The sequence below is a fragment of the Sulfitobacter pacificus genome (assembly GCF_030159975.1).
In the GTDB taxonomy this organism is placed as follows: Bacteria; Pseudomonadota; Alphaproteobacteria; order Rhodobacterales; family Rhodobacteraceae; genus Sulfitobacter; species Sulfitobacter pacificus.
This window is the reverse complement of the sequence record NZ_BSNL01000001.1, coordinates 2,305,507-2,329,150: the sequence shown is the minus strand read 5'-3', so window position 1 is coordinate 2,329,150 and position 23,644 is coordinate 2,305,507. Positions and strand designations below refer to the sequence as shown.

The 23,644-nt window shown below is 58.3% G+C and carries 21 protein-coding genes; 17 read left to right on the top strand and 4 right to left on the bottom strand.

Going from position 1 to position 23,644, the window contains the following annotated elements; translation table 11 throughout:
* Window positions 1-79 precede the first annotated feature (79 nt).
* The 17 genes from QQL78_RS11680 (at window position 80) to QQL78_RS11600 (ending at window position 18,463) form a co-directional block, all read left to right on the top strand.
* The gene (locus QQL78_RS11680) at window positions 80-2,257 is read left to right on the top strand and encodes a thiamine pyrophosphate-dependent enzyme (protein ID WP_284373608.1); all 2,178 of its coding nucleotides are present in this window, start codon (window positions 80-82) and stop codon (window positions 2,255-2,257) included.
* 211 nt (window positions 2,258-2,468) lie between these two features.
* On the top strand, window positions 2,469-3,524 hold the full coding sequence (locus QQL78_RS11675; RefSeq protein ID WP_284373606.1) for an ABC transporter ATP-binding protein: 1,056 nt from the start codon (window positions 2,469-2,471) through the stop codon (window positions 3,522-3,524).
* A gap of 76 nt (window positions 3,525-3,600) precedes the next feature.
* Window positions 3,601-4,821, top strand: a complete 1,221-nt coding sequence (locus tag QQL78_RS11670; RefSeq protein WP_284373604.1) for an ABC transporter substrate-binding protein — start codon at window positions 3,601-3,603, stop codon at window positions 4,819-4,821.
* Between the two features lie 119 nt (window positions 4,822-4,940).
* The gene (locus tag QQL78_RS11665) at window positions 4,941-5,966 is read left to right on the top strand and encodes a carbohydrate ABC transporter permease (RefSeq protein WP_284373602.1); all 1,026 of its coding nucleotides are present in this window, start codon (window positions 4,941-4,943) and stop codon (window positions 5,964-5,966) included.
* Complete coding sequence (locus QQL78_RS11660; RefSeq protein WP_284373600.1) at window positions 5,966-7,126, top strand: carbohydrate ABC transporter permease; 1,161 nt, start codon at window positions 5,966-5,968, stop codon at window positions 7,124-7,126. The genes QQL78_RS11665 and QQL78_RS11660 overlap by 1 nt, the downstream gene beginning before the upstream one ends.
* Window positions 7,127-7,208: 82 nt before the next feature.
* Window positions 7,209-7,739 carry an ester cyclase gene (locus tag QQL78_RS11655; RefSeq protein WP_284373598.1) on the top strand — a complete coding sequence of 177 codons (531 nt, stop codon included), beginning with the start codon at window positions 7,209-7,211 and terminating at the stop codon, window positions 7,737-7,739.
* 12 nt (window positions 7,740-7,751) lie between these two features.
* Window positions 7,752-9,080 (top strand): histidinol dehydrogenase, encoded by a 1,329-nt coding sequence (gene hisD, locus QQL78_RS11650; RefSeq protein WP_284373597.1) that lies wholly within the window; start codon window positions 7,752-7,754, stop codon window positions 9,078-9,080.
* A 66-nt stretch (window positions 9,081-9,146) separates the two neighbouring features.
* The gene (locus QQL78_RS11645; RefSeq protein WP_284373595.1) at window positions 9,147-10,193 is read left to right on the top strand and encodes an ester cyclase; all 1,047 of its coding nucleotides are present in this window, start codon (window positions 9,147-9,149) and stop codon (window positions 10,191-10,193) included.
* Window positions 10,190-10,957: an SDR family NAD(P)-dependent oxidoreductase gene (locus tag QQL78_RS11640; RefSeq protein ID WP_284373593.1), complete on the top strand. Its 768-nt coding sequence runs from the start codon at window positions 10,190-10,192 to the stop codon at window positions 10,955-10,957. The genes QQL78_RS11645 and QQL78_RS11640 overlap by 4 nt, the downstream gene beginning before the upstream one ends.
* Window positions 10,957-11,964, top strand: a complete 1,008-nt coding sequence (locus QQL78_RS11635; RefSeq protein WP_284373591.1) for a LacI family DNA-binding transcriptional regulator — start codon at window positions 10,957-10,959, stop codon at window positions 11,962-11,964. Before QQL78_RS11640 ends, QQL78_RS11635 begins: the two co-directional genes overlap by 1 nt.
* Window positions 11,965-11,968: 4 nt before the next feature.
* On the top strand, window positions 11,969-12,937 hold the full coding sequence (locus QQL78_RS11630; RefSeq protein ID WP_284373589.1) for a nuclear transport factor 2 family protein: 969 nt from the start codon (window positions 11,969-11,971) through the stop codon (window positions 12,935-12,937).
* Between the two features lie 17 nt (window positions 12,938-12,954).
* Complete coding sequence (locus QQL78_RS11625) at window positions 12,955-13,572, top strand: pyridoxamine 5'-phosphate oxidase family protein (protein WP_284373587.1); 618 nt, start codon at window positions 12,955-12,957, stop codon at window positions 13,570-13,572.
* A gap of 135 nt (window positions 13,573-13,707) precedes the next feature.
* Entirely contained in the window at window positions 13,708-14,679 is a 972-nt protein-coding gene (locus QQL78_RS11620) for a cupin domain-containing protein (protein WP_284373586.1), read from the top strand.
* A 1-nt stretch (window position 14,680) separates the two neighbouring features.
* Window positions 14,681-15,712: a dipeptidase gene (locus QQL78_RS11615; RefSeq protein WP_284373584.1), complete on the top strand. Its 1,032-nt coding sequence runs from the start codon at window positions 14,681-14,683 to the stop codon at window positions 15,710-15,712.
* Between the two features lie 34 nt (window positions 15,713-15,746).
* Window positions 15,747-16,631, top strand: coding sequence for a hypothetical protein (locus QQL78_RS11610; protein ID WP_284373582.1), 885 nt, complete (start codon window positions 15,747-15,749; stop codon window positions 16,629-16,631).
* Window positions 16,632-16,643: 12 nt separating this feature from the next.
* Window positions 16,644-17,774, top strand: a complete 1,131-nt coding sequence (locus QQL78_RS11605; RefSeq protein ID WP_284373580.1) for a cobalamin-independent methionine synthase II family protein — start codon at window positions 16,644-16,646, stop codon at window positions 17,772-17,774.
* A complete protein-coding gene (locus QQL78_RS11600; RefSeq protein WP_284373578.1) occupies window positions 17,771-18,463 on the top strand; it encodes an RraA family protein in 693 nt (230 codons plus the stop codon). Before QQL78_RS11605 ends, QQL78_RS11600 begins: the two co-directional genes overlap by 4 nt.
* Window positions 18,464-18,613: 150 nt before the next feature.
* Here the strand turns inward: QQL78_RS11600 and QQL78_RS11595 are convergent, their stop codons facing one another.
* The 4 genes from QQL78_RS11595 to QQL78_RS11580 all read right to left on the bottom strand — a co-directional run bounded on the left by QQL78_RS11595 (window position 18,614) and on the right by QQL78_RS11580 (window position 23,607).
* A complete protein-coding gene (locus tag QQL78_RS11595; RefSeq protein WP_284373576.1) occupies window positions 18,614-19,846 on the bottom strand; it encodes a mandelate racemase/muconate lactonizing enzyme family protein in 1,233 nt (410 codons plus the stop codon).
* A gap of 50 nt (window positions 19,847-19,896) precedes the next feature.
* Window positions 19,897-20,985, bottom strand: coding sequence for a zinc-binding dehydrogenase (locus QQL78_RS11590; RefSeq protein WP_284373574.1), 1,089 nt, complete (start codon window positions 20,983-20,985; stop codon window positions 19,897-19,899).
* Window positions 20,986-21,060: 75 nt separating this feature from the next.
* On the bottom strand, window positions 21,061-22,278 hold the full coding sequence (locus tag QQL78_RS11585) for a TCR/Tet family MFS transporter (RefSeq protein ID WP_284373572.1): 1,218 nt from the start codon (window positions 22,276-22,278) through the stop codon (window positions 21,061-21,063).
* A 3-nt stretch (window positions 22,279-22,281) separates the two neighbouring features.
* Window positions 22,282-23,607, bottom strand: a complete 1,326-nt coding sequence (locus QQL78_RS11580; protein ID WP_284373570.1) for a lyase family protein — start codon at window positions 23,605-23,607, stop codon at window positions 22,282-22,284.
* Window positions 23,608-23,644 lie beyond the last annotated feature (37 nt).

Sequence of the window (23,644 nt, the reverse complement as noted above, 5' to 3'; positions counted from 1 at the left end):
CGCGCAGATCAAATAATATCTAAAATGAAGCAGAGGCACGTGGCAGACACGGGCCTCTGCATTCTTATGTGAGGGTGATATGGACCGCGTTTCGATCGTGCATGAAAATTTTCTGCGGCGTGTGGCAGCGGGAGATTTCCCCGCGGGTAAGACAGATGCCGGGGCCTTGGAGGCAGGTGCGGCGCTTGAGTTGTTTCGTGCACAGGGTCTGTCGCGGGCGCTTGATCTGCAAAGCCGCATGATGCAGAAGGCGGGGCAGGGGTTCTATACCATCGGATCCTCCGGTCATGAGGGGATGGCGGCGCTTGGCCATGCCTTGCGGGTCGATGATATCGCGTTTTTGCATTACCGCGATGCGGCGTTTCAGATTGCGCGGGCAGCCAAAGCGGGGCAGACGGGCATGATGCGCGACATGCTGTTGTCCTTTGCCTGTTCGGTTGAGGATCCGATCAGCGGGGGACGGCATAAGGTCTTGGGCTCTCGGCCTTTGATGATCCCGCCGCAAACCTCGACCATCGCCAGCCATTTGCCCAAGGCGTTGGGGGCGGCCCATTCGATCACCCTTGCGCGGCGCAACCGGCCCGAACATGCCATTCTGGCGCAGGACGGGATTGCGATGTGTTCCTTTGGGGATGCCTCGTTGAACCACTCCACAGCGCAGGGCGCGATCAATGCGGCGGGTTGGACTGCGGTGCAGGGTATTCCCTTGCCGCTGTTGTTTGTTTGCGAGGACAATGGCATCGGCATTTCCACCAAGACGCCAACCGGGTGGGTCAAGGCGACGATGTCGGCCCGGCCCGGCATCAGGTATTTCGAGGCGGATGGGCTGGATATGTTTGCGGCTGTGAAGGCCGCAGAAGAGGCGGCGGAATGGGTGCGCCGTCACCGCAAACCGGCGTTTTTGCATCTGCGCACCGTACGGCTTTACGGACATGCGGGACCGGACGTTGTGACATCCTATCTGTCGCGCGCAGAAGTAGAGGCGGATGAAGCACATGATCCGTTGCTTTATTCGGCGCGTGGCTTGGTTGCCCTGGGGGCGGCTGACGCTGAGCAGGTGTTGGAGATTTATCAGCAAACGCTTGCGGATGTCGCGCAGGCCGCCAAGGAGATGGCGGAGACCCCAAGGTTGAAGAGTGCCACTGAGGTGATGGCCAGCCTGATCCCGCCGAAACGGCAGATTGCACCCAGCAATGGACCGGGAGCGGAGCGGCGGGCCGAGGTGTTCGGCAGTGATATGGCGCAGATTGATCAGCCGCAGCCGATGTCGCGTCTGATCAACTGGGCCTTGCATGATCTGATGCTGGAACACCCCGAGACCCTGTTGATGGGCGAGGATGTGGGACGCAAGGGCGGCAACTACGGCGTCACGCAAAAGCTGCATGCCCGCTTTGGTCCGGCGCGGGTGATTGATACGCTGTTGGATGAACAAAGCATTCTGGGGCTGGCGATTGGTCTGGCACATAACGGATTTATCCCAATGCCGGAAATCCAGTTCCTTGCCTATCTGCACAATGCGGAGGATCAGCTGCGCGGCGAGGCGGCGACCCTGCCGTTTTTCAGCAACGGGCAATGGAGCAACCCGATGGTCCTGCGCATTTCAGCGCTTGGGTATCAGAAGGGCTTTGGTGGCCATTTCCACAACGACAATTCGCTGGCCGTGTTACGCGATATTCCGGGATTGATCATTGCCTGTCCGTCTACCGGGGATGAGGCGGCATGCATGCTGCGCGAATGTCACCGTCTGGCGCGCGAGGAACAGCGGGTGGTGATCTTTGTTGAACCGATTGCGCTTTATCCAATGCGGGATCTTCTGGAACCGGGAGATGGCGGGTGGATGCGCGACTATCCTGCGCCGGATTTGCGGATCGAGCTGGACAGTGTTGGTGTGCATGGCGATGGCGCAGATCTGGCAATTGTGACCTATGGCAATGGTCATTACCTTAGCCGTCAGGCGCAACATGATCTGGCGGCGCAAGGTGTTGACGCCCGAGTTATCGACCTGCGGTGGTTGGCACCTTTGCCAGAGGCTGCTTTGTTGGAGGCGGTCGGCGACAGGCCGGTGTTGATCGTTGACGAATGCCGCCGCACGGGCGGGCAGGCCGAGGCGTTGATGGCGATGATGGCAGAAGCAGATGTCACGAAATTTGCGCGGCTCACAGCGGAAGACAGCTTCGTTGCGACGGGGCCCGCCTATGGTGCAACACTGCCGTCGCGTGAGGGGATTGTGGCGGCGGCACGTTCCCTGTTGGCTTGAATTCTGGGCTGATTGCGAATCGTCTCCCTTTGTCGGGGGATGATTTTTACTGAGACGATGCGTTAGGATTCTTTTTTTAAAGTATTGGTTTGTAAGGATATTTTATAACTTTAGATTGCTTTGCACACGTGTGCAAAAAATCCTTGATAATTTTGCTGACTTGGCCGACTGTTTCCTTGGCACCATCACTGGATGGTCAAAGGGGGCGTGCATGGCTGAAATTCAACTGCGGAATATCAACAAGCGTTGGGGTAGTTTTGTCGGGGTCGAGAACTTTGACCTGACGATCGCAGACGAGGAGTTTCTGGTGCTGCTTGGTCCATCAGGCTGCGGCAAGACCACGACCATGCGGATGATTGCGGGTCTGGAAGATATCACTGAGGGCGAGATCATCATCGACGGAAAAGTGGTGAATGATCTTGATCCGAAGGACCGCGATGTGGCGATGGTGTTCCAGTCTTACGGTCTTTATCCGCATATGAATGTCTATGAGAATATCCGGTTTCCGCTCAAGGTACGCAAGGTAGATCCTGCGACACATGATGAACGTGTGCGCCGGGCCTCTGCCATGGTTGAACTCGACGATTTTCTCCACCGCAAACCTGCCGAATTGTCCGGGGGGCAGCGTCAGCGCGTGGCCCTGGCGCGTGCCATTGTGCGGGAACCCAATGTGTTTTTGATGGATGAACCGCTGTCCAATCTGGATGCCAAACTGCGCGTTAGCACGCGTGCGCAGATCAAGAACCTCAGTCACGAACTTAAGGTGACCACCGTTTACGTGACCCATGATCAGATCGAGGCGATGACCTTGGCGGACCGTGTGGTGGTGATGAAGCAGGGCAAGATCCAGCAGGTCGGCACACCTACAGAGATCTACGACAACCCGGCGAACACCTTTGTGGCCTCCTTTATCGGCTCTCCTGCAATGAATCTGATGGATGGCGTCATTCGGGATGGGATTTTTGAAGGGGTGAACGTGCGGATTGAAGGGCTGAAGGCTGCGGATGGGGAGGTCACGCTGGGCTTTCGGGCAGAGGATGCAGAGGTGGCGGAAGCCGGGGCTGGGCAGATCAACGCGCCGGTTTATACAATCGAATTGCTTGGCGATGCGGTGATGTTGGCGGTCAAGGCTGGCGGGCAGATGGTGTCGGTCAAGGCGCATAAGGAATATCGCGCCAACATTGGTGATGCTGTGTCATTTTCAGTGCCGCCTAACATTTGCCACGTGTTTGAAAAGGCTTCAGGGGCGCGGATCAGCGTCGGATAAGAAGGGCCCCCTTGGGGGAAAGACAGGTGCATTCTTGCAAGGTGCACCCAATTATATGCAACAGGGAGTTTGCAAAATGATGTTGAAGAAACTAGTACTTGCGAGTGCAATTAGCTTGATGGGGACAACTGCATTTGCAGCCTGTTCCTATGAGAATACCACTGAAATCAAAATGCTGTCTGCTGGATTTGAGGCATGGAAAGCGGTTGCGGATGCCATGGCGGAATGCGGGAATTTCCAAGCTGAGCTGGATCAGGAATTCCGCACCAAACAGCCCTCAGCCTTTGAGGCGAACCCGGCGCTCTATCATCTTGGTGGGGTGTCAAACGGTACAGTGACGCCCTTGCTGAACGCTGAAACCATCCGTCCACTGGACGATCTGGTTGCCAAATACGGGCAAAACCTGTCTCCAAACCAATTGATCCGCATCGATGGCAAGATCATGGCCGTGGCCATGATGGTCAACACACAGCACCTGATGTACCGCGAGGACATCCTGTCCGATCTGGGGATCGAAACACCGACATCATGGGATGAAATCTACGCCGCAGCTGCCAAGATCAAAGAGGCGGGCGTGGTGGACCATCCTTTGGGTGCTACCATGAAGTCGGGTTGGAATTTGGCGCAGGAATTTGTGAACATGTATCCTGGTTTCGGGGGCGCGTTGTTCAACGATGACAACACCACTGCGGTGAATTCCGAAGCGGGACTGAAAGCGCTGGAGACCATGAAAGCGGGGATGGCCTTTATGGATCCCGAAGTTTTGGTCAGCGATTCAACCTATGTTCAGCAGCAGTTCCAGCAGGGCAAGATTGCCATGGCGAACCTCTGGGCCTCTCGTGCGGCAGCGATGAACGACGAAGCCGAAAGCCAGGTTGTGGGCAAGGTCAAGATGGCCGGTGCCCCTACCGCGATGGAAGGTGGTGCCCCGGCTACGACCTTGTGGTGGGATGGCATCGTAGTTGCCGCCAATATCACGGACGAGGAAGCAGACGCGGCGTTCAAACTGGCGATGGAAGGCATGGACACCGAGATGGTTCAAGCCAACAACGATGCGGCGATCTGGTTGATCGACGGGTTCACGCCGGGTCCCTTGTCTGAGGGCGCAATTGCCACGGCCACGGCCAATCCGGCACCGCCGGCCTATCCGTCCACCACGCAGATGGGTCTTTTGCACACTGCACTTGGCAACGAAATCCCGGCCTTCCTGACCGGTGAGCGTGACGCCGCTGCAACGCTTGTCGCGATTGACGAGGCCTATACCACCGCCGCCAAAGAAGCTGGTGTGCTGAAGTAAGCTTTAGGGCAGGTCGGCCTGTTCCGACCTGCCCATTCTTGCGGTGCTGGGTTTCGTCGCAGGCATTCAGATGCCTGCTGCCAAGCTCATCAAAAACATGAAGATAGAAAGGGAAGTCCATGAAATTCAAAACGTTCTTTGCCTTCGTGGCACCGTCTGTCTTTATGATGACCTTGTTCATTGCTTTGCCATTGGTGTCGGTTTTCATCCAATCCTTCCAAATCACCCAGCCGGTGATGCAGCAGTTGGAGGTGGAAACCTGTACGCCCGGATTTATCACTCAGACCTGTGTGACCGAGCTGAAAACCGTGCCGATCATTGGTGATGATGGGAAAATACAGACCACTACCCAATGGGTCGGTCTGCAAAGCTATCGCAATGTGTTGCAGATGGATAAGGTCTGGGAAGCGCTGTCATCCGGCCGCCTGGGTGACATTCTGCAAATCGATTTCTGGAAGGCGCTGCGGTTTACCCTGATGTTTACACTGCTCACGCTGCCGCTGGTGATCGGCGTTGGGTTGTTGATCGCGCTGACGGTGAACAATGCGGCCAGAGCCTTTCGCGGCCCGGTGATTTTCGTGTCTCTGCTGCCCTTCATTGTGACGCCGGTGATCGGGGCGCTGTCAATCTACTGGCTGTTTGTCGGCGACGGCATTCTGACCGCGATGATGGAACGATGGAGCGGCACCAACATCTCGATGTTTGCGCAAGCCTGGACAATCGAGTTGCTGATGTATTTCTACCGGGTCTGGCATGTCGCACCCTTTGCCTTTGTGATCTTCTATGCGGGGCTGCAAACGGTGAATATGGACACGCTGGAATCGGCGGTGATCGACGGGGCTTCCCGCTGGGAACGGCTGCGCCATGTGATCATTCCGCATTTGATGCCCTTGATCGTTTTTATCGCGCTGATCCACCTGATGGATTGCTACCGGGTCTTTGACGAGATCATCGGCTTCCGCTCTCAGGCCCATGTGATTTCACTGCAATGGCTGACAGTTGATTTCCTGACACCAGATGATGCGGGCAACCGGGCAATTGCACGGGCCTCTGCCAGTGCCATGCTGACCATGATTGGGATTGTCTTTCTGCTGATCCTGCCACTGCGCCGCACATGGCGGGACCATAAAGGGGGCGCACACTGATGAGCACCACATCCAAAGCAATGCGCCAGTCCTTCGCCCTGCGCTTTTCGTCCAATGCCTTCCTTGTGTTCTGGTGCGTGATCGCCGCCTTCCCGATCCTGTGGATCGCTGTGATGAGCGTGAAATCTCCGGTCGATGCCTTTGCGCAAAACCCGATGGATGTGATCATGGGCCCCAACACGCTGGCGCGCGGTGACGGGCTGTCGATCCTTGATATCATCCTTGGCCTTGCGGTTTTGTATTTTGCCATCCGCTGGATGTTCACCCGGTTGCCCGGACTGGTCACCCGCTACAGCCCTAGCGGCTGGATTGTTCTGGGCTGGCTCATTGGCGCGGCGGTCTATGCGCTGGCGTTTCTGCTGGTGTTCTTTGGCCTGCTGCCGCTGATCCTTGCCCCCTTGAATGCGGTGCTGGGCCCTTTGGGGGACCCTGTGCTTGGGCTGACAACACAGCATTATATTGCAGTCTGGGGCGAGAATGAGTTTTACCGCAACTTTCTGAACTCCATGCTGGTTACCGCCGGTGTCGTGACCATTTCCCTGACCGTGGGCACTTTGGCGGGGTATGGGCTGGCGCGGTCTGGTTCTGATCTGGCGTTCTGGCTGCTGATCCTTGCACTGATTTTCCGGGCCCTGCCGCATTCGGTACTGGTCGCGGGGTATCTGCCCTGGTTCATCAATTCTGCGGAAATCCTGCGCCCGCTCTTCGGGGATCTCTCGCCAACACTCTATGGTCAGCCCTGGGCGGTGATTGCGGTGCTGGTGTCGATCAACCAGCCGTTTACCATCTGGATGCTGCGCTCGTTCTTTCAGAACATTCCCGCAGAGCTGGACGAGGCCGCACGGGTGGATGGCTGTTCACATTTTCAGGCCTTTCGCCGGGTGATCATGCCGGTGATGTGGCCAGGGGTCATCACCACGGGTCTGTTCAGCTTTCTGTTGGGGTACAACGATTACCTTGTGACGTCGTTGCTGCTGGATGCACAGAACCAAACGATGGTGCCCGCCATCGCCGGCTACTTCAACCGCGAGACCACAACCACAGATCAGGTCGAAGCCGTCGCCGCAGCTGTGTCGATCACCGCGCCTCTGTTCCTGCTGGTCATGGTCTTCCAGCGCCAGATTGTCAGCGGCCTGACGGCAGGGGCGGTCAAAGGATGAGAGCGCTTCTTCATCTTGCCCCTAAATTCCGGGGTCCGGGGCTGGCCCCGGTCCGTCGCTTACCACCAGAGAAAGGCCTGAAATGAAAGGTTCCCGCCCCGAACAAGCCGTGCTGACGCGCGACACGGATATGTCCAAAACCGCACAGACCCGCGCCGTGATCGAGGGCATGGTCGATGGGTTGAACGACCATACCATCGACGGCATTGGCGCATTTTTCCATCAGGAGTTCCGGTGGATGGGCAATACCGGCTGTGGCACCAAGGCGGGATTAAAGGCGTTTCAGGATAATTGGCAACGCCCATTTCAGGCGGCGTTCTCCGATAAGGTCTGCGTCGATGAGGCACGGATGTTCATGGGCGAATGGGCTGCGGCCTTTGGCCGGCAAGAGGCGACACATTCGGGTGAATTCATGGGGGTGGCCCCGACCGGCAAACGTATCGAGATCCGCTATATGGATTTCTGGAAGGTCAGCGATGGCAAGATCGAGGACAATTGGGTGATGGTCGATTTCCCCCATGTGCTGTCGCAACTGGGGGTCGACGTTTTTGCCGGCGAAGGCTGGGAAGCCTTTGATCGCGGCGAGAAAACGCCACCGCGTCCTGATAATTGAGAGTGTAAAGAAATGGCGATAACCTATTTGAAACGCGGTAAGTCTGACGCGGAACGCAGCGATGATGATGCCAAGACAAGGGATGTTGTAGAGGCGACCCTGAAAGACATTGAGACCCGCGGAGATGCGGCGGTGCGCACCCTGTCCGAGAAGTTTGACAATTACTCACCGGCTTCCTTCAAACTGTCGCAGGATGAGATCGACGCTCTAATTGCGCGTGTGTCGCCGCAGGAGATGAAAGATCTGAAGTTTGCACAGGAAAACGTGCGCCGCTTTGCACAGGCGCAGCGCGACTCCATGCTGGACATTGAAGTCGAGATGCAACCTGGCGTGATCCTTGGCCATAAGAATATCCCTGTGCAATCGGTGGGCTGTTATGTGCCGGGCGGCAAATTTCCGATGGTGGCCTCGGCCCATATGTCGGTGGCCACGGCCAGCGTTGCCGGTGTGCCGCGTATCATCGCCTGCACGCCCCCGTTTAACGGTGAACCCAATCCGGCGGTAATCGCAGCCATGCATCTGGGCGGGGCGCATGAGATCTATGTTATGGGTGGCATTCAGGCGGTCGGGGCCATGGCCATCGGAACCGAGACCATTGATCCGGTTCATCTGCTGGTGGGGCCCGGTAATGCTTTTGTTGCCGAAGCCAAGCGGCAATTGTTCGGCCGTGTCGGCATTGATCTGTTTGCCGGTCCAACCGAAACCATGGTGATTGCGGATGACACTGTTGATGCTGAGATCTGCGCCACGGACCTGTTGGGGCAGGCGGAACATGGCTATAACAGCCCTTGCGTCCTGCTGACCAACTCGGAAAAGCTGGCGAAAGAGACCCTCGCGGAAATCGACCGGTTGCTGGGGATTTTGCCAACCGCCGGCACAGCACGTGTGTCATGGGAGGAGTATGGCGAGGTGATCGTCTGTGACACCTATGAGGAGATGCTGGCGGTTGCGGATGACATTGCTTCTGAACATGTGCAGGTGATGACGGATCGGGATGACTGGTTTCTGGAAAATATGACCTGCTATGGTGCGCTGTTTCTGGGTGCGCGGACGAATGTGGCCAATGGGGACAAGGTGATCGGGACAAACCACACGCTGCCCACCAAGAAGGCAGGCCGTTATACCGGGGGGCTATGGGTCGGAAAATACCTCAAGACCCATTCCTATCAGAAGATCACCACGGATGAGGCGGCGGCGGAAATCGGAGCTTACGGATCGCGGTTGTGCATGTTGGAGGGTTTTGTCGGTCATGCAGAGCAATGCAACGTCAGGGTGCGGCGCTATGGCGGCGTGAATGTCCCCTATGGAGAAGGCGCGCCTGTGCAAGAGGTGGCCGAGTAGATCGCGATGCGATCTTTGAGAGGCGCTGCCTCTCAAACTCTCCGGAATTTAGGGGCAAGATGAAGAATGGATAGACCGAGTGTTCATAAGGAGCTGATCGCCCCGTTGAGAGCGGCGATGTATGATTTTGATCTCGCTGATGTGCGGGAGGCGTTGCATGCGATTTGCGCACCGGATGTTGTGTTTCGGCTGGCATTTCCGTTTGAAACCACCGTAGGTGTTGATGCCTTTGTCGATAAGGTCTTTGTGCCTTTCTTCAAGGCACTGCCTGATCTGGAACGGCGGGATCATATTGTGATGGCGGGCCCGACAACGGCGGGGGATGACTGGGTCGGCTGCGGCGGGTTTTATTGCGGCACATTCACGATGCCTTGGCTGGACATTCCGCCGACCGGTCATTTGCTCCATATGCGGTTTCACGATTTTTATCGCGTGTTGGACGGAAAAGTGGTCGAGATGCAGGCGCTCTGGGATATTCCCGAGGTGATGATGCAGGCCGGGGCCTGGCCGATGGTGCCATCATTGGGGCGTGAATGGCATGTGCCTGCACCGGCCAGCAATGACGGTATCGTTGCGGGGCCTTATGATGCGGTTCAGGGTTCCGAGACCTGCCAGCATGTGGTGGACATGTTGGAACATCTGAAACGGCATCCCGCCCAAGGCGGGCCGGAAGTGATGGAGATGGCGCGTTTTTGGCATCCGCGCATGACGTGGTACGGGCCGTCGGGGATCGGTACCGGGCGCGGTATTGCGGGTTTTCGCAATTGGCATCAAATCCCGTTTCTGGCCGGCATGCCGGACCGGGGACAATATATTGATGAGATAAATTATCACTTCTTTGGTGACCGCAACTTTGCCGCCGTGACCGGCTGGCCCGATATGTATCAAACACTCACCCATGGCGGTTGGCTGGGCATAGCGCCAACAGGCAAGAAGATCGAAATGCGGTCACTGGATTTCTGGCGCCTTGAAAACGGGTTGATCCGTGAAAACTGGGTATTGGTTGATCTTCTTCACATGTACGATCAAATCGGTGTTGATGTGTTTGCGCGTATTCGTGAGTTCAACAAGGCCCGTGCAGGGTTTGACCCAGAAACAGGAATTGCGTTGTGACCACCCTTCCAAGAACCCCGGCGTTTGATCTGACTGGCAAACGCGCTTTGGTCACCGGTGCCTCTTCGGGCATCGGGCTGGGCTGTGCTGTGGCCTTGGCAGAGGCGGGGGCCCATGTGGTTTGTGCCGCCCGGCGCGGTGATGTTTTGGCAGAGGTGAGCGAGGCGATGACAGCTGAAGGCTGGTCTTGTGAAGCTATGGCGTTAGACATTGCGGATCAGTCAGCCCTGAGTGCGGCCCTGAAAGCGCAGGGGGCTTTTGACGTGGTGGTGAATGCTGCTGGCATGGCGCGGCATGCGCCGGCGCTAGAAGCCACGCCTGAAGATTTTGATGCGGTGATGAATGTCAATGTGCGGGCGGCTTACTTCCTGTCGGCTGGCACCGCGCAGATGATGATTGCTGCGGGAAAACCCGGGTCAATCATTCATATCTCAAGCCAGATGGGCCATGTGGGGGGCATCGACCGGACGGTCTATTGCACATCGAAACATGCAGTGGAAGGGATGGTCAAGGCGATGGCGGTGGAGTGGGGCAAAGCGGGCATTCGGATCAATACGATCTGTCCGACTTTTGTGCGGACCGCCTTGACACAGCCGACGTTTGACAACCCGGAGCGTTTGGCCTGGATCATGGAAAAGATTAAACTGCCACGGGTGGCCGAAGTGGAAGACATCATGGGAGCGGCCTTGTTTCTGGCATCGGATGCATCGGCGATGGTGACAGGCACTGCAATGATGGTGGACGGGGGCTGGACAGCAGACTGATGGCGAAAGTGACTTCTATTGATGTGGCAGCGCTGGCAGGGGTCAGCCGTTCGGCGGTGAGCCGGGTGTTTACGCCGGGGGCAAGCGTCAGCCCTGCCACAGCCTCAAAGGTGCGGGCGGCGGCACGGGCGTTGGGTTATCGCCCCAATGTGCTGGCGCGCAGTCTGATCACCGGGCGCAGCCGGATCATCGGCTTGGTCGTCGCCTACCTTGAGAACCAGTTTTACCCCGAAGCCATTGAACGCTTGTCCAAAAGCCTGCAAGAGCAAGGGTATCACGTGCTGGTGTTTATGGCCTCCAACGATGGTGCTGCCACCCAGACGGTGATTGATGAGTTGCTGGATTATCAGGTGGACGGGATTGTGATCGCCTCGGTCGGGGTCTCCAATGACCTGACGCGGCGCTGTGAAGATGCGGGCATCCCGATTGTCCTGTTTAACCGGGACCAGTTCGATGACCGGCTGTCCAGTGTCACCTCTGACAATATGGCGGGCGGACGCAAACTGGCGGAGTTTCTGCTGGCGGGCGGGCACCGGCGCATCGGGCATATTGCCGGATGGGAAGGGGCCTCGACGCAGATAGACCGCGAGGCGGGCTTTAAATCGGGCTTGATGGCGGGCGGTGTCAAACTGGCCACGCGCACCATCGGAAATTTCGATTATGAGACTGCACAGGAAGCCACCCGTGCCATGTTTGACCGGGACGACCCGCCTGAAGCGGTGTTTGTGACCAATGATCATATGGCCTTTGCCGTGATGGATGTGCTGCGTTTCGAATTGGGGATTTCTGTGCCGCAGGAGGTCTCGGTGGTTGGCTATGATGACGTGCAAATCGCGGCCTGGCCCAGCTATAACCTGACCACGGTACGCCAGCGCGCCAATGAAATGGTGACAAAAACCATCGAAGTCTTGATGACCCGGATTGAAGATGCCGATGCCCCTGCACAGCGCATCTGTATTGACGGGCCGTTGATCATTCGCGGCTCTGCCCGCACACCACAAGGATAGCGACATGCAAGGGTTTGCCCCCAAATTCAAAGACTTCCCCGATTATATCATCGGCATCACCAAGGAAATCTGGGAGGATCGCGGCATTGCGACCCTGCATCAGTATTACTCTGACGATATCGTTGTGCGCTCGCCCGGCTCGGTGGTGAATGGCAATGAAAAGGTGATCGGCGCAACAATGGCGACATTGGCGGAATTTCCTGACCGTACCTTGCTGGGTGAAGATGTAATCTGGTCGGGCACCCCCGAAGAGGGCATGTTGTCTTCGCATCGTTTGTTGTCGACAGCGACCCATATGAATGACGGGATGTATGGCGCGGCGACAGGGAAAAAGCTGGTTTACCGGATTCTGGCGGATTGCCATGCGATCAATAACCAGATCAACGATGAATGGCTGATCCGGGATCAGGGCGCAATTGTGCGCCAGATGGGCTGGGAGCCGAAACAATATGCCGCCGATCTGATTGAACGCGAGGGCGGGGCGGAAAACTGTGTGCAACCCTTGACGCCCGCGATTGACCAGCCGGGACCCTATAAGGGGCGCGGCAATGACAACGAGTGGGGTGCGAAATACGCGGACATCCTGACGGGGATTATGGGGGCTGATATGGCGCTGATCCCAACTGAATATGACCGTGCGGTGGTGACAGAGTATCCCGGTGGCATGACCGGGCATAGCCATGCCTCGGTGGATGGATTCTGGATGGGGTTGCGGGCATCCTTTCCCAATGCGAAGTTCCAGATTGATCACGTGATTGGCCGGGACGATCCCTTGATGCCGCCACGGGCAGCGGTACGCTGGTCCCTGACGGGTAAACATGACGGTTGGGGGGCGTTTGGCATACCGACGGGTAAGGATGTTTATGTGCTGGGGATCAGCCATGCTGAATTCGGCCCTTGGGGGCTGCGGCGTGAATATACGATTTATGATGAGGCGATGATCTGGAAACAGATTTTGCTTCAAACCGGGTAAGCTCAGGGAATGCTGAAATGACCTCCTATGCAGACATCATGTTCACCCCAGAGGTGCAGGCCGAACAGGCGCATATTGGAAGCAAGGGAAAATTCGACAGGCGGTACAACGCCAAGCAAGATGAACCTCTTGGTGCGCCTGAACAGGAGTTTCTGACCTCGCGCAGCACGCTTTACATTGCATCCGTAAACAGTGCCGGGTGGCCCTATGTGCAGCACCGGGGCGGCCCGGCTGGGTTTCTCAAGATCCTTGATCCATTCACCATTGGATTTGCGGATTACTTTGGCAACCGACAGTTGATCACCAAGGGCAATTTGACCAAGGATGATCGCGTGTCGGTATTTGCCATGGATTACGCGCGGCAAGCCCGTTTGAAATTGCAGGGCCATGCAACCCTGCAAAATGCCGAGGATGCACCCGATCTGGCGGCGCAGCTTGCGACCGAAGGTGAGGGGTGTGTGCAGCGTGTGATGACCATTCGCATTGTGGCATGGGACTGGAATTGCCCGAAGTATATCACACCACGCTTTGATACACAGGAAATGACCGCGCTGGTCGGTCCTGAATTGTCGCGGCTGGAGGCCGAGAATGCGGAGCTGCGCGCGCGGATTGCCACGTTGGAGGGGCGCACGTGATTGCGCAGGCCCGATCCCTTGCCCCGCTGCATGGCCATTTGGGCAGCCACCGCGCGCGCCGGTTGAACCTGCGCCCGCCGGGAAGGGGTGTTTTGCGCCCAAGACACCCTTTCAACATTTTCAGGAATTAACCCAATGACACCTCAAGACATGCAAGCCCGCATCGTGCGCTACGGCGATCTGCGCCCCTGTAAAACTGCCTTTATCGACGCCCATACGCCGGGCAGCGATCAAAAGGAAAACTTCACCATCATCGGTGGCGGCGTATCGGAAAGCCCCGATCAACATGTGCATATCTCCCTCCCGCACGGATTTAACATCGGCGCGGCGGGGCAGCCGCCGAAATGCCGCAACTCGCTGCACAACCACCGCACAGCCGAGGTGTTTTTTGTGCTGAAAGGCCGCTGGCGGTTCTTTTGGGGTGAACATGGTGATGCGGGCGAGGTCATTCTGGAAGAAGGTGACATCTTTAACATCCCGACCAATATCTTTCGTGGGTTTGAGAATATCGGCACCGATTACGGGATGATCATGGCAATCCTTGGCGGGGACGATGCAGGCGGCGGTGTGATCTGGGCCCCGCATGTGATCAAGGACGCACAGGCGCATGGTTTGGTGTTGGGTGAAAACGGCAAGCTTTATGACAGCAAACAGGGCGTCAGCCTGCCCGAAGGGGTGAATCCCATGCCGCTGTTGAGCAAGGACGAACTGGCCAAGGTCGACACGCCCACCCCGATGCAGGTCGTGGGTGGCTATGTGCGCCGCTATCTTGATATGTTTGCACTGACCCAATCGGGCAAACCCTGCAAGGTGATTGGGGAGCGGGGCATCATCCGCGACAGGCCCGGATTCGAGGTGGATTTCATCACCCGCCATTGTGCAACATCGCAGAAACACAGCCATGACCGTCCTTCTGTCCTGATGCCGATGCGCGGCCACTGGCGGGTTGAATGGGATGGCGGCAGCGCCACGCTCGCGCCCGGTGACACCATGTCTGTGCCTGAAAACCTTGCCCATTCCGCGGTGCCGTCGATGACGGGAGAGGCGTCATTGTATCATGTAATCTCTACCGGTGATCCTGCCGGGGCCACATGGACAGGGGCATGATATGACGCTGGTATTTGACGGGCATAACGACGCGCTGGGCCGCCTGTGGTGTGCCAGCAGCAATCCGGTTGCGGATTTTGCCCGTCCCATCGGCCATATTAACGTGCCGCAGGCAAAGGCCGGTGGGCTGGGCGGAGGATTGTTCGCCCTGTTCTCACCGCAGGAACGTAAACCGTTTGAGTTCAATGTTTTTGCAGAGGATGACCGTGATATCCCGCTGTCCCCTCCACTGGAGGAAGGGGCAGCCCTTGTGGCGGCCATCGGGCAGGCGGGGATCGCGCACGGTCTGCAAAACGCGGGCCATTTGCGGATTTGCACAGATGCGGCAACGCTTGCCCGCAGTTTTGTAGAGGGGCCATTGGCCTGTGTATTGCATCTGGAAGGGGCGGATTGCATTGATCCTGATCTTTTGGCGCTGGATACGCTTTATGCATTGGGGCTGCGCTCGCTTGGGCTGGTCTGGTCGCGGCCGACAATTTTCGGGCATGGGGTGCCGTTTCGCCATGGCAGCGACGGTGATACCGGTCCGGGGCTGACGGTGGAGGGCAAACGGCTGGTCGCCGGTTGTCTTGAGCTGGGGCTGACGGTGGACACCAGCCATTTGACGATGAAGGGGTTTTGGGATGTTGCCGAGGCCGGAGCCCCGTTGGTGGCCACCCATTCCAACGCTTGCGCCATCGCCATTAACGCCCGCAATCTGACAGACGCACAGCTGCGCGCCATCGGTGAAACCGGCGGCATGGTCGGGCTGAACTTCGCCAGTGTTTTTCTGAACCATGCGGCCTGGACCACGGGGCAGGCGGATCTGGACGATTGCCTGCGCCATCTGGATCATATGATTGCAGTTGCAGGTGAGGATCATGTGGGGCTTGGGTCGGATTTTGACGGGGCCCCTTTGCCACAAGGCATTGCCTCTGCGGCTGATTTGCCCAATTTGATCGAGGCCATGCGCCGCCATGGCTACGGCGAGGCGCTGATTGCCAAGCTGGCCCATGAAAACTGGTTGAATTTTCTTGGCCGGCAGTTGGGCTAGGGTGATGCGCTTGTTGTCTGCCTTGATGTTCTGCATGACACTCTGTTCGGGAGCTGTTGCGCAAAGCTGGCAGGCCGATCTGTCCCGCGATGCGGCCTATCTCGCGGGTGATGTGGCCTATCCGGGGCTTGGCATGCGTTTCACCTGCCATGCCCGCGCGCCGGAACATGGCAATGTGATTGATTCAATCTGGTTTGAATCCACCATCGCGCCGCCTTCGCAATTTCTGATTGGTTTTTCGGATCCGCTTGTGCCGCTGGGACCGCTGTATCGCGATGATCTGACGCTGTTTGTCGGGCAAACCGGATACCGGTTGCCGCGGGTCAGCTGGAATGAGTTAAACAGCGGATGGGAGACCCTTGTAGGCGTTTCCGACAGGATGTTCGCAGCTTTGCCAAATGCAACCCGGCTGGTGTTGCAGGTGGGGAATACGCAAGCCTGGGAGCTGCCAGTGAACGGGCTTGCGACATCGTTGGCACAGGCGCAGGCGCACTGCACCACGGCTTGGCAGGGCGCGGTACCGGCACCTGATCTGCGCCGCATGGCCGAGCGTTTTGCGGCCTCCAATTGCAGCGATTTCTTCACCCTTGGCCCGCAGGCAATCCGCACCGCCAATATCGACGGGGACGGCATTCCGGATATCGTTCTGGATTACAACGCCATCACCTGTGACAACGACAACAAGCGGCCCGGCGTTTGCGGCGCATCACTTTGCTCTGTCGATATATTTCTGAGCAGGACCTTCGCAAAAACCGGCCAGCCCGAACAGCTGCTGGGCATGTCCGCTGAGCTTGTGCCGCTCAGCAACGGCAATCAGGCGGTTGCCACCAGTGGCAATCTCTCCATCTGCCAAAGCACGGAACCCTGTGCTTTTTATTGGTATTGGGATGGCCACAGCTTCACGCAATTACAACAATAAGGGCATTTACTCATGACCATCAAAACCACCCATGTAGGATCCCTGCCGCGCAGTCAGGAGGTTGTGGATTTCATCTTTGCCCGTGAGAATGGCAGCCCCTATGACACAGAGGAATTTGACATCTGCATGACCGCAGGGGTTGCGGAAACAGTGGCCCGACAGGTGGCGGCAGGTGTCGATATCGTGAGCGATGGCGAGACCTCCAAGATCAGCTATGCGACCTATGTCAAAGACCGCTACACCGGTTTTTCCGGTGACAGTCCGCGCAATGCGCCTGCCGACCTCAAACAATTTCCATCTTTCCTCAAACGTTTGGCCGATGACGGCGGCACCCCGCAATATGCGCGGCCCATGTGCACCGGGGAGGTCAAGAGCAAAGGTCAGGGCGAATTGCAAAAGGACATCGCGAACCTGAAGGCGGCGATGGCGACAAATGGGGTCGAGCGCGGGTTTATGAATGCGGCCTCACCGGGGGTAATCTCTCTATTCTTGCAGAATGATCATTACAAAACGCGAGAGGCCTATCTGGCCGCTTTGGCGGATGCGATGAAGACAGAATATGAGACAATTGTGGCCGCTGGTCTGGATTTACAGCTGGATTGTCCTGACCTCGCCCTGTCGCGGCATATGCTGTTTAATGATCTTACCGATGCTGAATTCCTCAAGATCGCGGCGGGTCATGTCGAGGCCTTGAACCACGCCTTGCAGGATGTGCCGCAGGATCGGGTGCGCATTCACATCTGCTGGGGTAATTACGAGGGGCCACATGTCTGTGACATTGGCATGGACAAGGTTTTCGACACGCTGATGGCGGCGGATGCGCGTTATGTGCTGTTTGAGACTTCCAATCCCCGCCATGCGCATGAATGGACTGTGTTTCGGGACCGCCGTGCAGATATTCCTGACGATAAGGTGCTCGTGCCCGGCGTGGTGGATACCACAACCAATTTTGTGGAGCATCCAGAGGTGGTGGCCCAAAGGGTTGAACGTTTTGTGGATATCGTTGGCAAGGAGCGGGTGATTGCAGGCAGTGATTGTGGTTTCGGCACTTTCGCAGGGTTCGGTGCGGTAGATCCCCAGATTGCCTTTGCCAAGCTGGGGGCATTGGCAGAGGGTGCGCGGCTGGCAGGAGAGCGGAGATGAACGACAGCTTGTTTGATCTGTTGAAACGCGTTGATACGCCCACAGTTTGCAATGCTATTGAGGTGGCGCAGGGTAAACGCGGGTTTGATGATTTTACCCGTGGCACAATGCAATGTTCGGCACCGGGGGCTGCCATGGTCGGCTATGCTCGCACCGCACGCATTCAGGCGGTGAATCCGCCAACAGAGGCACCGGATGTGATCAAGGCGCGGCGCATGGCCTATTACAAATACATGTCAGAGGGGCCGCGCCCCGGCGTGGCGGTTGTGCAGGATATGGATGTGCCAAATGCCATCGGGGCCTATTGGGGCGAGATAAATACCAATGTTCACAAGGCGTTTGGTCTGAATGGTGCGCTGACCGACGGGGTGATGCGCGATCTTGGCGATCTGCCGGATGGGTTTGTGGTTGTGGCCGGATCGGTAGGGCCAAGCCATGGATTTGTGCATGTGGTGGATTTTGACGAACCGGTGGAGGTGATGGGTATGGCGGTCGCGCCGGGCGCATTGATCCATGCCGACCGCCACGGCGCTGTAGTGATCCCGGACGATGTCATCCCGCGTCTTGAGGCGGCAATTGCCCAATTGTTCAAATCGGAGAAAGTGGTGCTGGACGCGACCAAGGGCAAGCGCATTGGCTTTTCTGATTTTGAAGCGGCCTGGGCTGCATTCGAGGCCTCGCGCACCTGATGCTAAACGCCCTGAAACGATAAACGTGGATGGGGCGTTTGGTGCAGCTGTTGCTTTTGAGTTTATTGGCAAGATGAAGGGCAGGGGCATGCTTGATCTTGCCCCTAAACTCATGCTGAACCGTGGTATCAGCGCCAGGTTTTGCAGGTTTTATTCCTTGATTGAAGGGGCCCCGCCTTCAAAAGCGTTGCCATTCACATAGTCACAGGGTTCGTCCTGCATTTGCAGGTGGAGCCCGTCCCCCAGGTAGGGATGCGCGCGGGCCAGATCCTCGTCCACGTCGATGCCCAGACCCGGTGCAGTTGGGGCGGTGATAAACCCGTCCTCAACACAAATGCTGCTTTTGATCAGTTGGTCATGGAATGGGGTTTCTATCGTCTCGGCCATCAGCAAGTTTGGGATGCTGACGCCCAGATGAATGTTTGCCGCCCATTCCACAGGCCCCGCGTAAAGATGCGGGGCGAGCTGCGCGTTATAGACTTCGGCCAAGGCCGCGATCTTTTTGGTTTCCCATATGCCGCCCGAACGCCCCAAGGCCGGCTGTAGAATGGTTGCAGCCGCGCTGCGCAGCACGGGGGCGAATTCGGCCTTTGTGGTCAGTCGTTCACCGGTTGCCACAGGGATGCGCACCGCATTGGCGACCTTGGCCATTTCGCCGATATTGTCCGGCGGAATGGGCTCTTCGAACCAAAGCGGGGTGTAGGGTTCGATGGCCTGACCCAAGCGGATTGCGCCAGCGGTTGAAAACTGCCCATGGGTGCCAAACAACAGGTCCGCCTTGTCGCCAACCGCGGCACGGATCGCTTTGCAAAATGCCATGGATTGGCTGATGTCGGACATCGCCGGCATATGCCCACCGCGCATGGTATAGGGCCCGGCGGGGTCAAATTTGACGGCGGTAAACCCGCGCGCCACACAATCGGCCGCGGCTTCGGCGGCCATGTCTGGCGAGGTCCAGAAGGCGGTCACATCGTGGTGCGGCAGCGGATAGAGATAGGTATAGGCGCGGATACGTTCGTTCATCATCCCCCCCAGCAAAGCGTAGACTGGGCGCTCACGGTGCTTGCCAAGGATGTCCCAACAGGCAATTTCAAGCCCTGAAAACGCGCCCATGACCGTGAGGTCGGGCCGTTGGGTAAAGCCCGAAGAATAGGTGCGGCGAAACATGCGTTCGATGTTTTCGGGGTTTTCGCCCTGCATGTGACGGGTAAAGACATCTTCGATGACATGGCGCATGGCCTCTGGTCCGACGGATGCAGCGTAGCATTCCCCCCAGCCGACAATCCCGGTGTCTGTGGTCACTTTGACAAGGATCCAATAGCGGCCACCCCAACCTGGAGCAGGCGGCGCAGTGACAATAACGTCGAGGTTTTGCAGCTTCATCTTGGGAGCCTTTCGCGGGAGGGGAGGAGTGGTGCCGGTAACCCGCAATCCTAGCGGTCGAACATGATCACGTTGCGCCGGGCGGCCCCGGTTTTGGTATCCGCAATCGCTTCGTTGATCTGATCCAGTGACCAGCGGCCCGAAATCAGCTCGTCCAGCTTCAACCGTCCTTGCAGATAGAGGTCCACCATCCATGGGATATCCCGCTGGATCACCACATCGCCCATTTTCGACCCGACCATGCCTTGCCCCATGAAGGCCATCGTCACCGGTTCATAACTGGACATGCCACCCGAATGGGGCATGCCGACCATAATCACCTTGCCGCCCCCCGCCAGATAGCGTGGTGCCGCGTCATAGGCCGGGATTGCACCCACGGTAACGATTACCGCATCAGCCCCGCGTCCCATGGCCTTGAGTGCGGCGCGCCATGGTTTTGCTTCGGAGGCTAAAACTCCATCCGTGGCACCGAATTCCTTGGCAACGGCCAGTTTCTCCGCACTCATATCCACGGCTACGATCCTGCGCGCCCCGGCAATCCGTGCACCCTGAATGGCGTTCAGCCCAACGCCGCCGGCACCAATCACCACCACATCCTGACCGGCGCGCAGACCGGCGGCATTGACCACAGCCCCGACGCCGGTGATCACGCCACAGGCAATCAATGCAGCGGCATCTTTCGGGATATCGTCGGAAACCCTGACCACCTGCGCCTGTTCCACCACAACCTTTTCGGCAAAGGCACCGGCTGCCATTGCCTGATGCAGCTTGCCGCCATCCGCAGTTTTCAGCGGGCCAAGGTCACCATCATAGGGGGTTTCACAGACTGTGGGCTTGCCGCCTGCACAGGAAGGGCAACTGCCGCAGGCGCGGATCAGGGTGACGATGACACTGTCACCCGTTGCCAGTCCGCGCACGCCCGGCCCAACCGCGCTGACGCGTCCGGCGGCCTCGTGACCGTAGACGGCGGGCAATGACCCTCCCCAAGCACCATCAGCAAAAGAGATGTCGGAATGGCAGATCGCAACCGCGTCCAGCGTCACCTCGACTTCGCTGCCTTCGGGCGCGCGCAATTCAACCTCTTCGATGACCAGCGGTGCGCCAAATTCATGTGCAACAGCGGCTTTGATCCTTGGCATATACCGTCCCCTTGTATCGGCTTTTTAAGCAGGCTGACGGTGAATGCCCCCTCGCGCAAGCACAGATGCGACGTTTCACAGGGGTGATGACGTCACGTCCAGCCTGCGGATACGCAGGATGAAGACGGCAAGCGCCAGAACCATCAGGCCAGCGGCCAGCAGGAACGGGGCACCGGGCAGGTAAAACGGCGCGCCGTCCCGGGTGAATTGCGCGAAGGTTGCGGTCATCGCCAGCGGCGACAGGATCATTGCCAGCGCATTGGCCGAGGTCAGCACCCCTTGCAGCTCTCCCTGGGCATTGTCGGCCACTTGCCGTGACATGATGCCGGTGAGGGCGGGCGGGATCACCCCCGCCACGGCGGCGATCGGGGTCAGGATAAGGGTGAGGACACCTGACGGGGTAACGGCAATTGCGATATAGGTTGCAATGGCGAACACATGGCCTGCGATAACGGTGCCCCGTTCGCCCAGCTGGTTCAGCGCCAGCCGGATGACCCCGCCCTGAACGATGGCCATGGCCCCGCCAAACAGCGCCAGCGACAGGCCAATTACCGATGGTTGCCAGCCGAAACGCTCCTGTCCGAAGTAGGACCAGACCGAAGGATATACCGCAAAAGCAACACTATAGAGGAAATAGACCATCAAAAGGGGCCGTACGCCGGGCAGGTTGCTCAGATGCTTCAGCGCGCCAAACGGATTGGCCCGCCGCCAACTGAAGGCACGGGCATGCTCGGGGCGCAGGGTTTCTTTCAGCACGAGCCAGCCCAGCAGAAAATTCGCCAAAGCCAGAGCGGCCGCCGCCCAGAACGGCGCGCGGGTGCCGTATTCGGCCAGAAGGCCGCCGATTGTCGGCCCCAGCAGGAACCCCACGCCAAAGCCAGCCCCGATCAGGCCAAAGTTTTTGCTACGTTCGGCAGGGGCAGAGATATCTGCCATAAAGGCCGATGCTGTTGCATGGGTGGCGGCAGTGATGCCGCCGACGATCCGGCCCAGCAGCAACAACCAGATGCTGCCCGCCAATGCCATCACGACATAATCGGCCGCCATCACTGCCAGTGATGTCAGCAGGACAGGGCGGCGGCCAAAACGGTCCGACAATCCGCCAAGCACCGGCCCGAAAAGGAATTGCATCACGGCAAAGATTGTCGCCAAGATCCCGCCCCAGACGGCGGCCTGACTTAGATCCCCGCCGTTCACCTCGCGAATGAGGTCGGGCATCACGGGAATCATCAGGCCGATCCCCATGGCATCGATCATCACCGTGATCATGACAAATAGAACTGCGGGGCGCATGGGTCAGAGGGCCGAAACGCGGGCAGCAAAGGTCAATGCTTGCTCTGGCGCGTCCCCCATGCTGGCCGTGGGATCAAAGATTGCCGGGTCCAGCTTGGGGTAATCCGCCAAGGCCAGTTTTGGCAGGGGCGTCTGGGATTTGCGCGCCTCAAGGCACAGCGCCTTACAGGCAGCCTGCGCATCAGGGCGGGGCATGATATCAGCCAAGGCAAAGCTAAGGGCCTCGGCGTGGATCAATCCCAGATTACCGTCCAGCGCGCTGCGCATTTGGACGGGGTGCGGGGCAAGACCGGCGCTGAGCGCCTTGGCGTGCTGCAAGGAAGCCGCAAGGGCAAGCGCGATCTGGGGCACCATCATCCATTCGGCAAACCACGCCGCCCCGTCACGCTGGTGCTGGTGTATCGCTGCGCTATGCAGGGCGGCTTTCAACCCGCTGACCTGGATATTCAGCGCGACCAGGGCCGAGGGGCGCACCGGGTTTTGCTTTTGCGGCATGGTTGAAGAGGCACCGGTGCCGCCAAGGCTGACTTCACCCACTTCACTGGCAGTCAACCCGATCAGGGTTTGGCCCACATGAGCAAGGGATGCGACCACCTGTGCTTGCCAATCTGCGATCCGCAGGATGGGGCCGCGATCCGTGTGCCAAGTGCGCTGCGGATCATGCAGGCCAAGGGCCTGTGCCAATCCGGCCCGTGTCTCCGCGGGTTTTGCGCCCAAGGCTGAGCCGGTGCCAGCGGCCCCCGAGAGCGAGACAAACAGTGATGTCTCCCGCAGCTGTTCAACTGCGGCAAGGGCATCAAGCAGCGGTGCCCCGAACTGTGCCAAGACCCCCCCCCAGGAGGTTGGTGTTGCTTGCTGCCCGTAGGTGCGCGCGGCCATGGGCAGATGTGCGTGTTCCTCTGCCTGCTGGCCAAGATTGTTCAGGATCTCGCGCAGATCCGCCTCTGCCAAGGCAAGTGCTTGCCGCAACCGCAACATCAGGGCGGTGTCGATAATATCCTGCGAGGTTGCCCCCCAATGCACAAATTGCGCATGTTCCGGCGCATTCATTTCCGCACGAAAGGCGGCGACCAGACCGGGCACACAGACGCCGTTTTCCCCTGTCGCCTTGGCAATCGCGCCGGGATCGATCTGTATTTCCATGCTGGCGCGGTGGATGGCTGCAGCCGAAAGGTCGGGGATCACCCCGAGACTGCCTTGCACCTTGGCCAAGGCCCCTTCAACCAACAGCATCGCGCGAATGGCGGCGCTGTCGGAAAACAGGCGGCCCGCTTCTGAGGTATCAAACAGCTTGGCGTAAAGCGGGCTGTCAAAAAGCGATGCGGCCATGTTCAGCGATCCACCAGGTCAGGGGAGAGGCGAAAGG

Coding starts and splice junctions, on each gene's coding strand:
- QQL78_RS11680 (WP_284373608.1), top strand. CDS start 80: ATGGACCGCGTTTCGATCGTGCATGAAAATTTTCTGCGGCGTGTGGCA.
- QQL78_RS11675 (WP_284373606.1), top strand. CDS start 2,469: ATGGCTGAAATTCAACTGCGGAATATCAACAAGCGTTGGGGTAGTTTT.
- QQL78_RS11670 (WP_284373604.1), top strand. CDS start 3,601: ATGATGTTGAAGAAACTAGTACTTGCGAGTGCAATTAGCTTGATGGGG.
- QQL78_RS11665 (WP_284373602.1), top strand. CDS start 4,941: ATGAAATTCAAAACGTTCTTTGCCTTCGTGGCACCGTCTGTCTTTATG.
- QQL78_RS11660 (WP_284373600.1), top strand. CDS start 5,966: ATGAGCACCACATCCAAAGCAATGCGCCAGTCCTTCGCCCTGCGCTTT.
- QQL78_RS11655 (WP_284373598.1), top strand. CDS start 7,209: ATGAAAGGTTCCCGCCCCGAACAAGCCGTGCTGACGCGCGACACGGAT.
- hisD (WP_284373597.1), top strand. CDS start 7,752: ATGGCGATAACCTATTTGAAACGCGGTAAGTCTGACGCGGAACGCAGC.
- QQL78_RS11645 (WP_284373595.1), top strand. CDS start 9,147: ATGGATAGACCGAGTGTTCATAAGGAGCTGATCGCCCCGTTGAGAGCG.
- QQL78_RS11635 (WP_284373591.1), top strand. CDS start 10,957: ATGGCGAAAGTGACTTCTATTGATGTGGCAGCGCTGGCAGGGGTCAGC.
- QQL78_RS11630 (WP_284373589.1), top strand. CDS start 11,969: ATGCAAGGGTTTGCCCCCAAATTCAAAGACTTCCCCGATTATATCATC.
- QQL78_RS11625 (WP_284373587.1), top strand. CDS start 12,955: ATGACCTCCTATGCAGACATCATGTTCACCCCAGAGGTGCAGGCCGAA.
- QQL78_RS11620 (WP_284373586.1), top strand. CDS start 13,708: ATGACACCTCAAGACATGCAAGCCCGCATCGTGCGCTACGGCGATCTG.
- QQL78_RS11615 (WP_284373584.1), top strand. CDS start 14,681: ATGACGCTGGTATTTGACGGGCATAACGACGCGCTGGGCCGCCTGTGG.
- QQL78_RS11610 (WP_284373582.1), top strand. CDS start 15,747: ATGACACTCTGTTCGGGAGCTGTTGCGCAAAGCTGGCAGGCCGATCTG.
- QQL78_RS11605 (WP_284373580.1), top strand. CDS start 16,644: ATGACCATCAAAACCACCCATGTAGGATCCCTGCCGCGCAGTCAGGAG.
- QQL78_RS11600 (WP_284373578.1), top strand. CDS start 17,771: ATGAACGACAGCTTGTTTGATCTGTTGAAACGCGTTGATACGCCCACA.
- QQL78_RS11595 (WP_284373576.1), bottom strand. CDS start 19,846: ATGAAGCTGCAAAACCTCGACGTTATTGTCACTGCGCCGCCTGCTCCA.
- QQL78_RS11590 (WP_284373574.1), bottom strand. CDS start 20,985: ATGCCAAGGATCAAAGCCGCTGTTGCACATGAATTTGGCGCACCGCTG.
- QQL78_RS11585 (WP_284373572.1), bottom strand. CDS start 22,278: ATGCGCCCCGCAGTTCTATTTGTCATGATCACGGTGATGATCGATGCC.
- QQL78_RS11580 (WP_284373570.1), bottom strand. CDS start 23,607: ATGGCCGCATCGCTTTTTGACAGCCCGCTTTACGCCAAGCTGTTTGAT.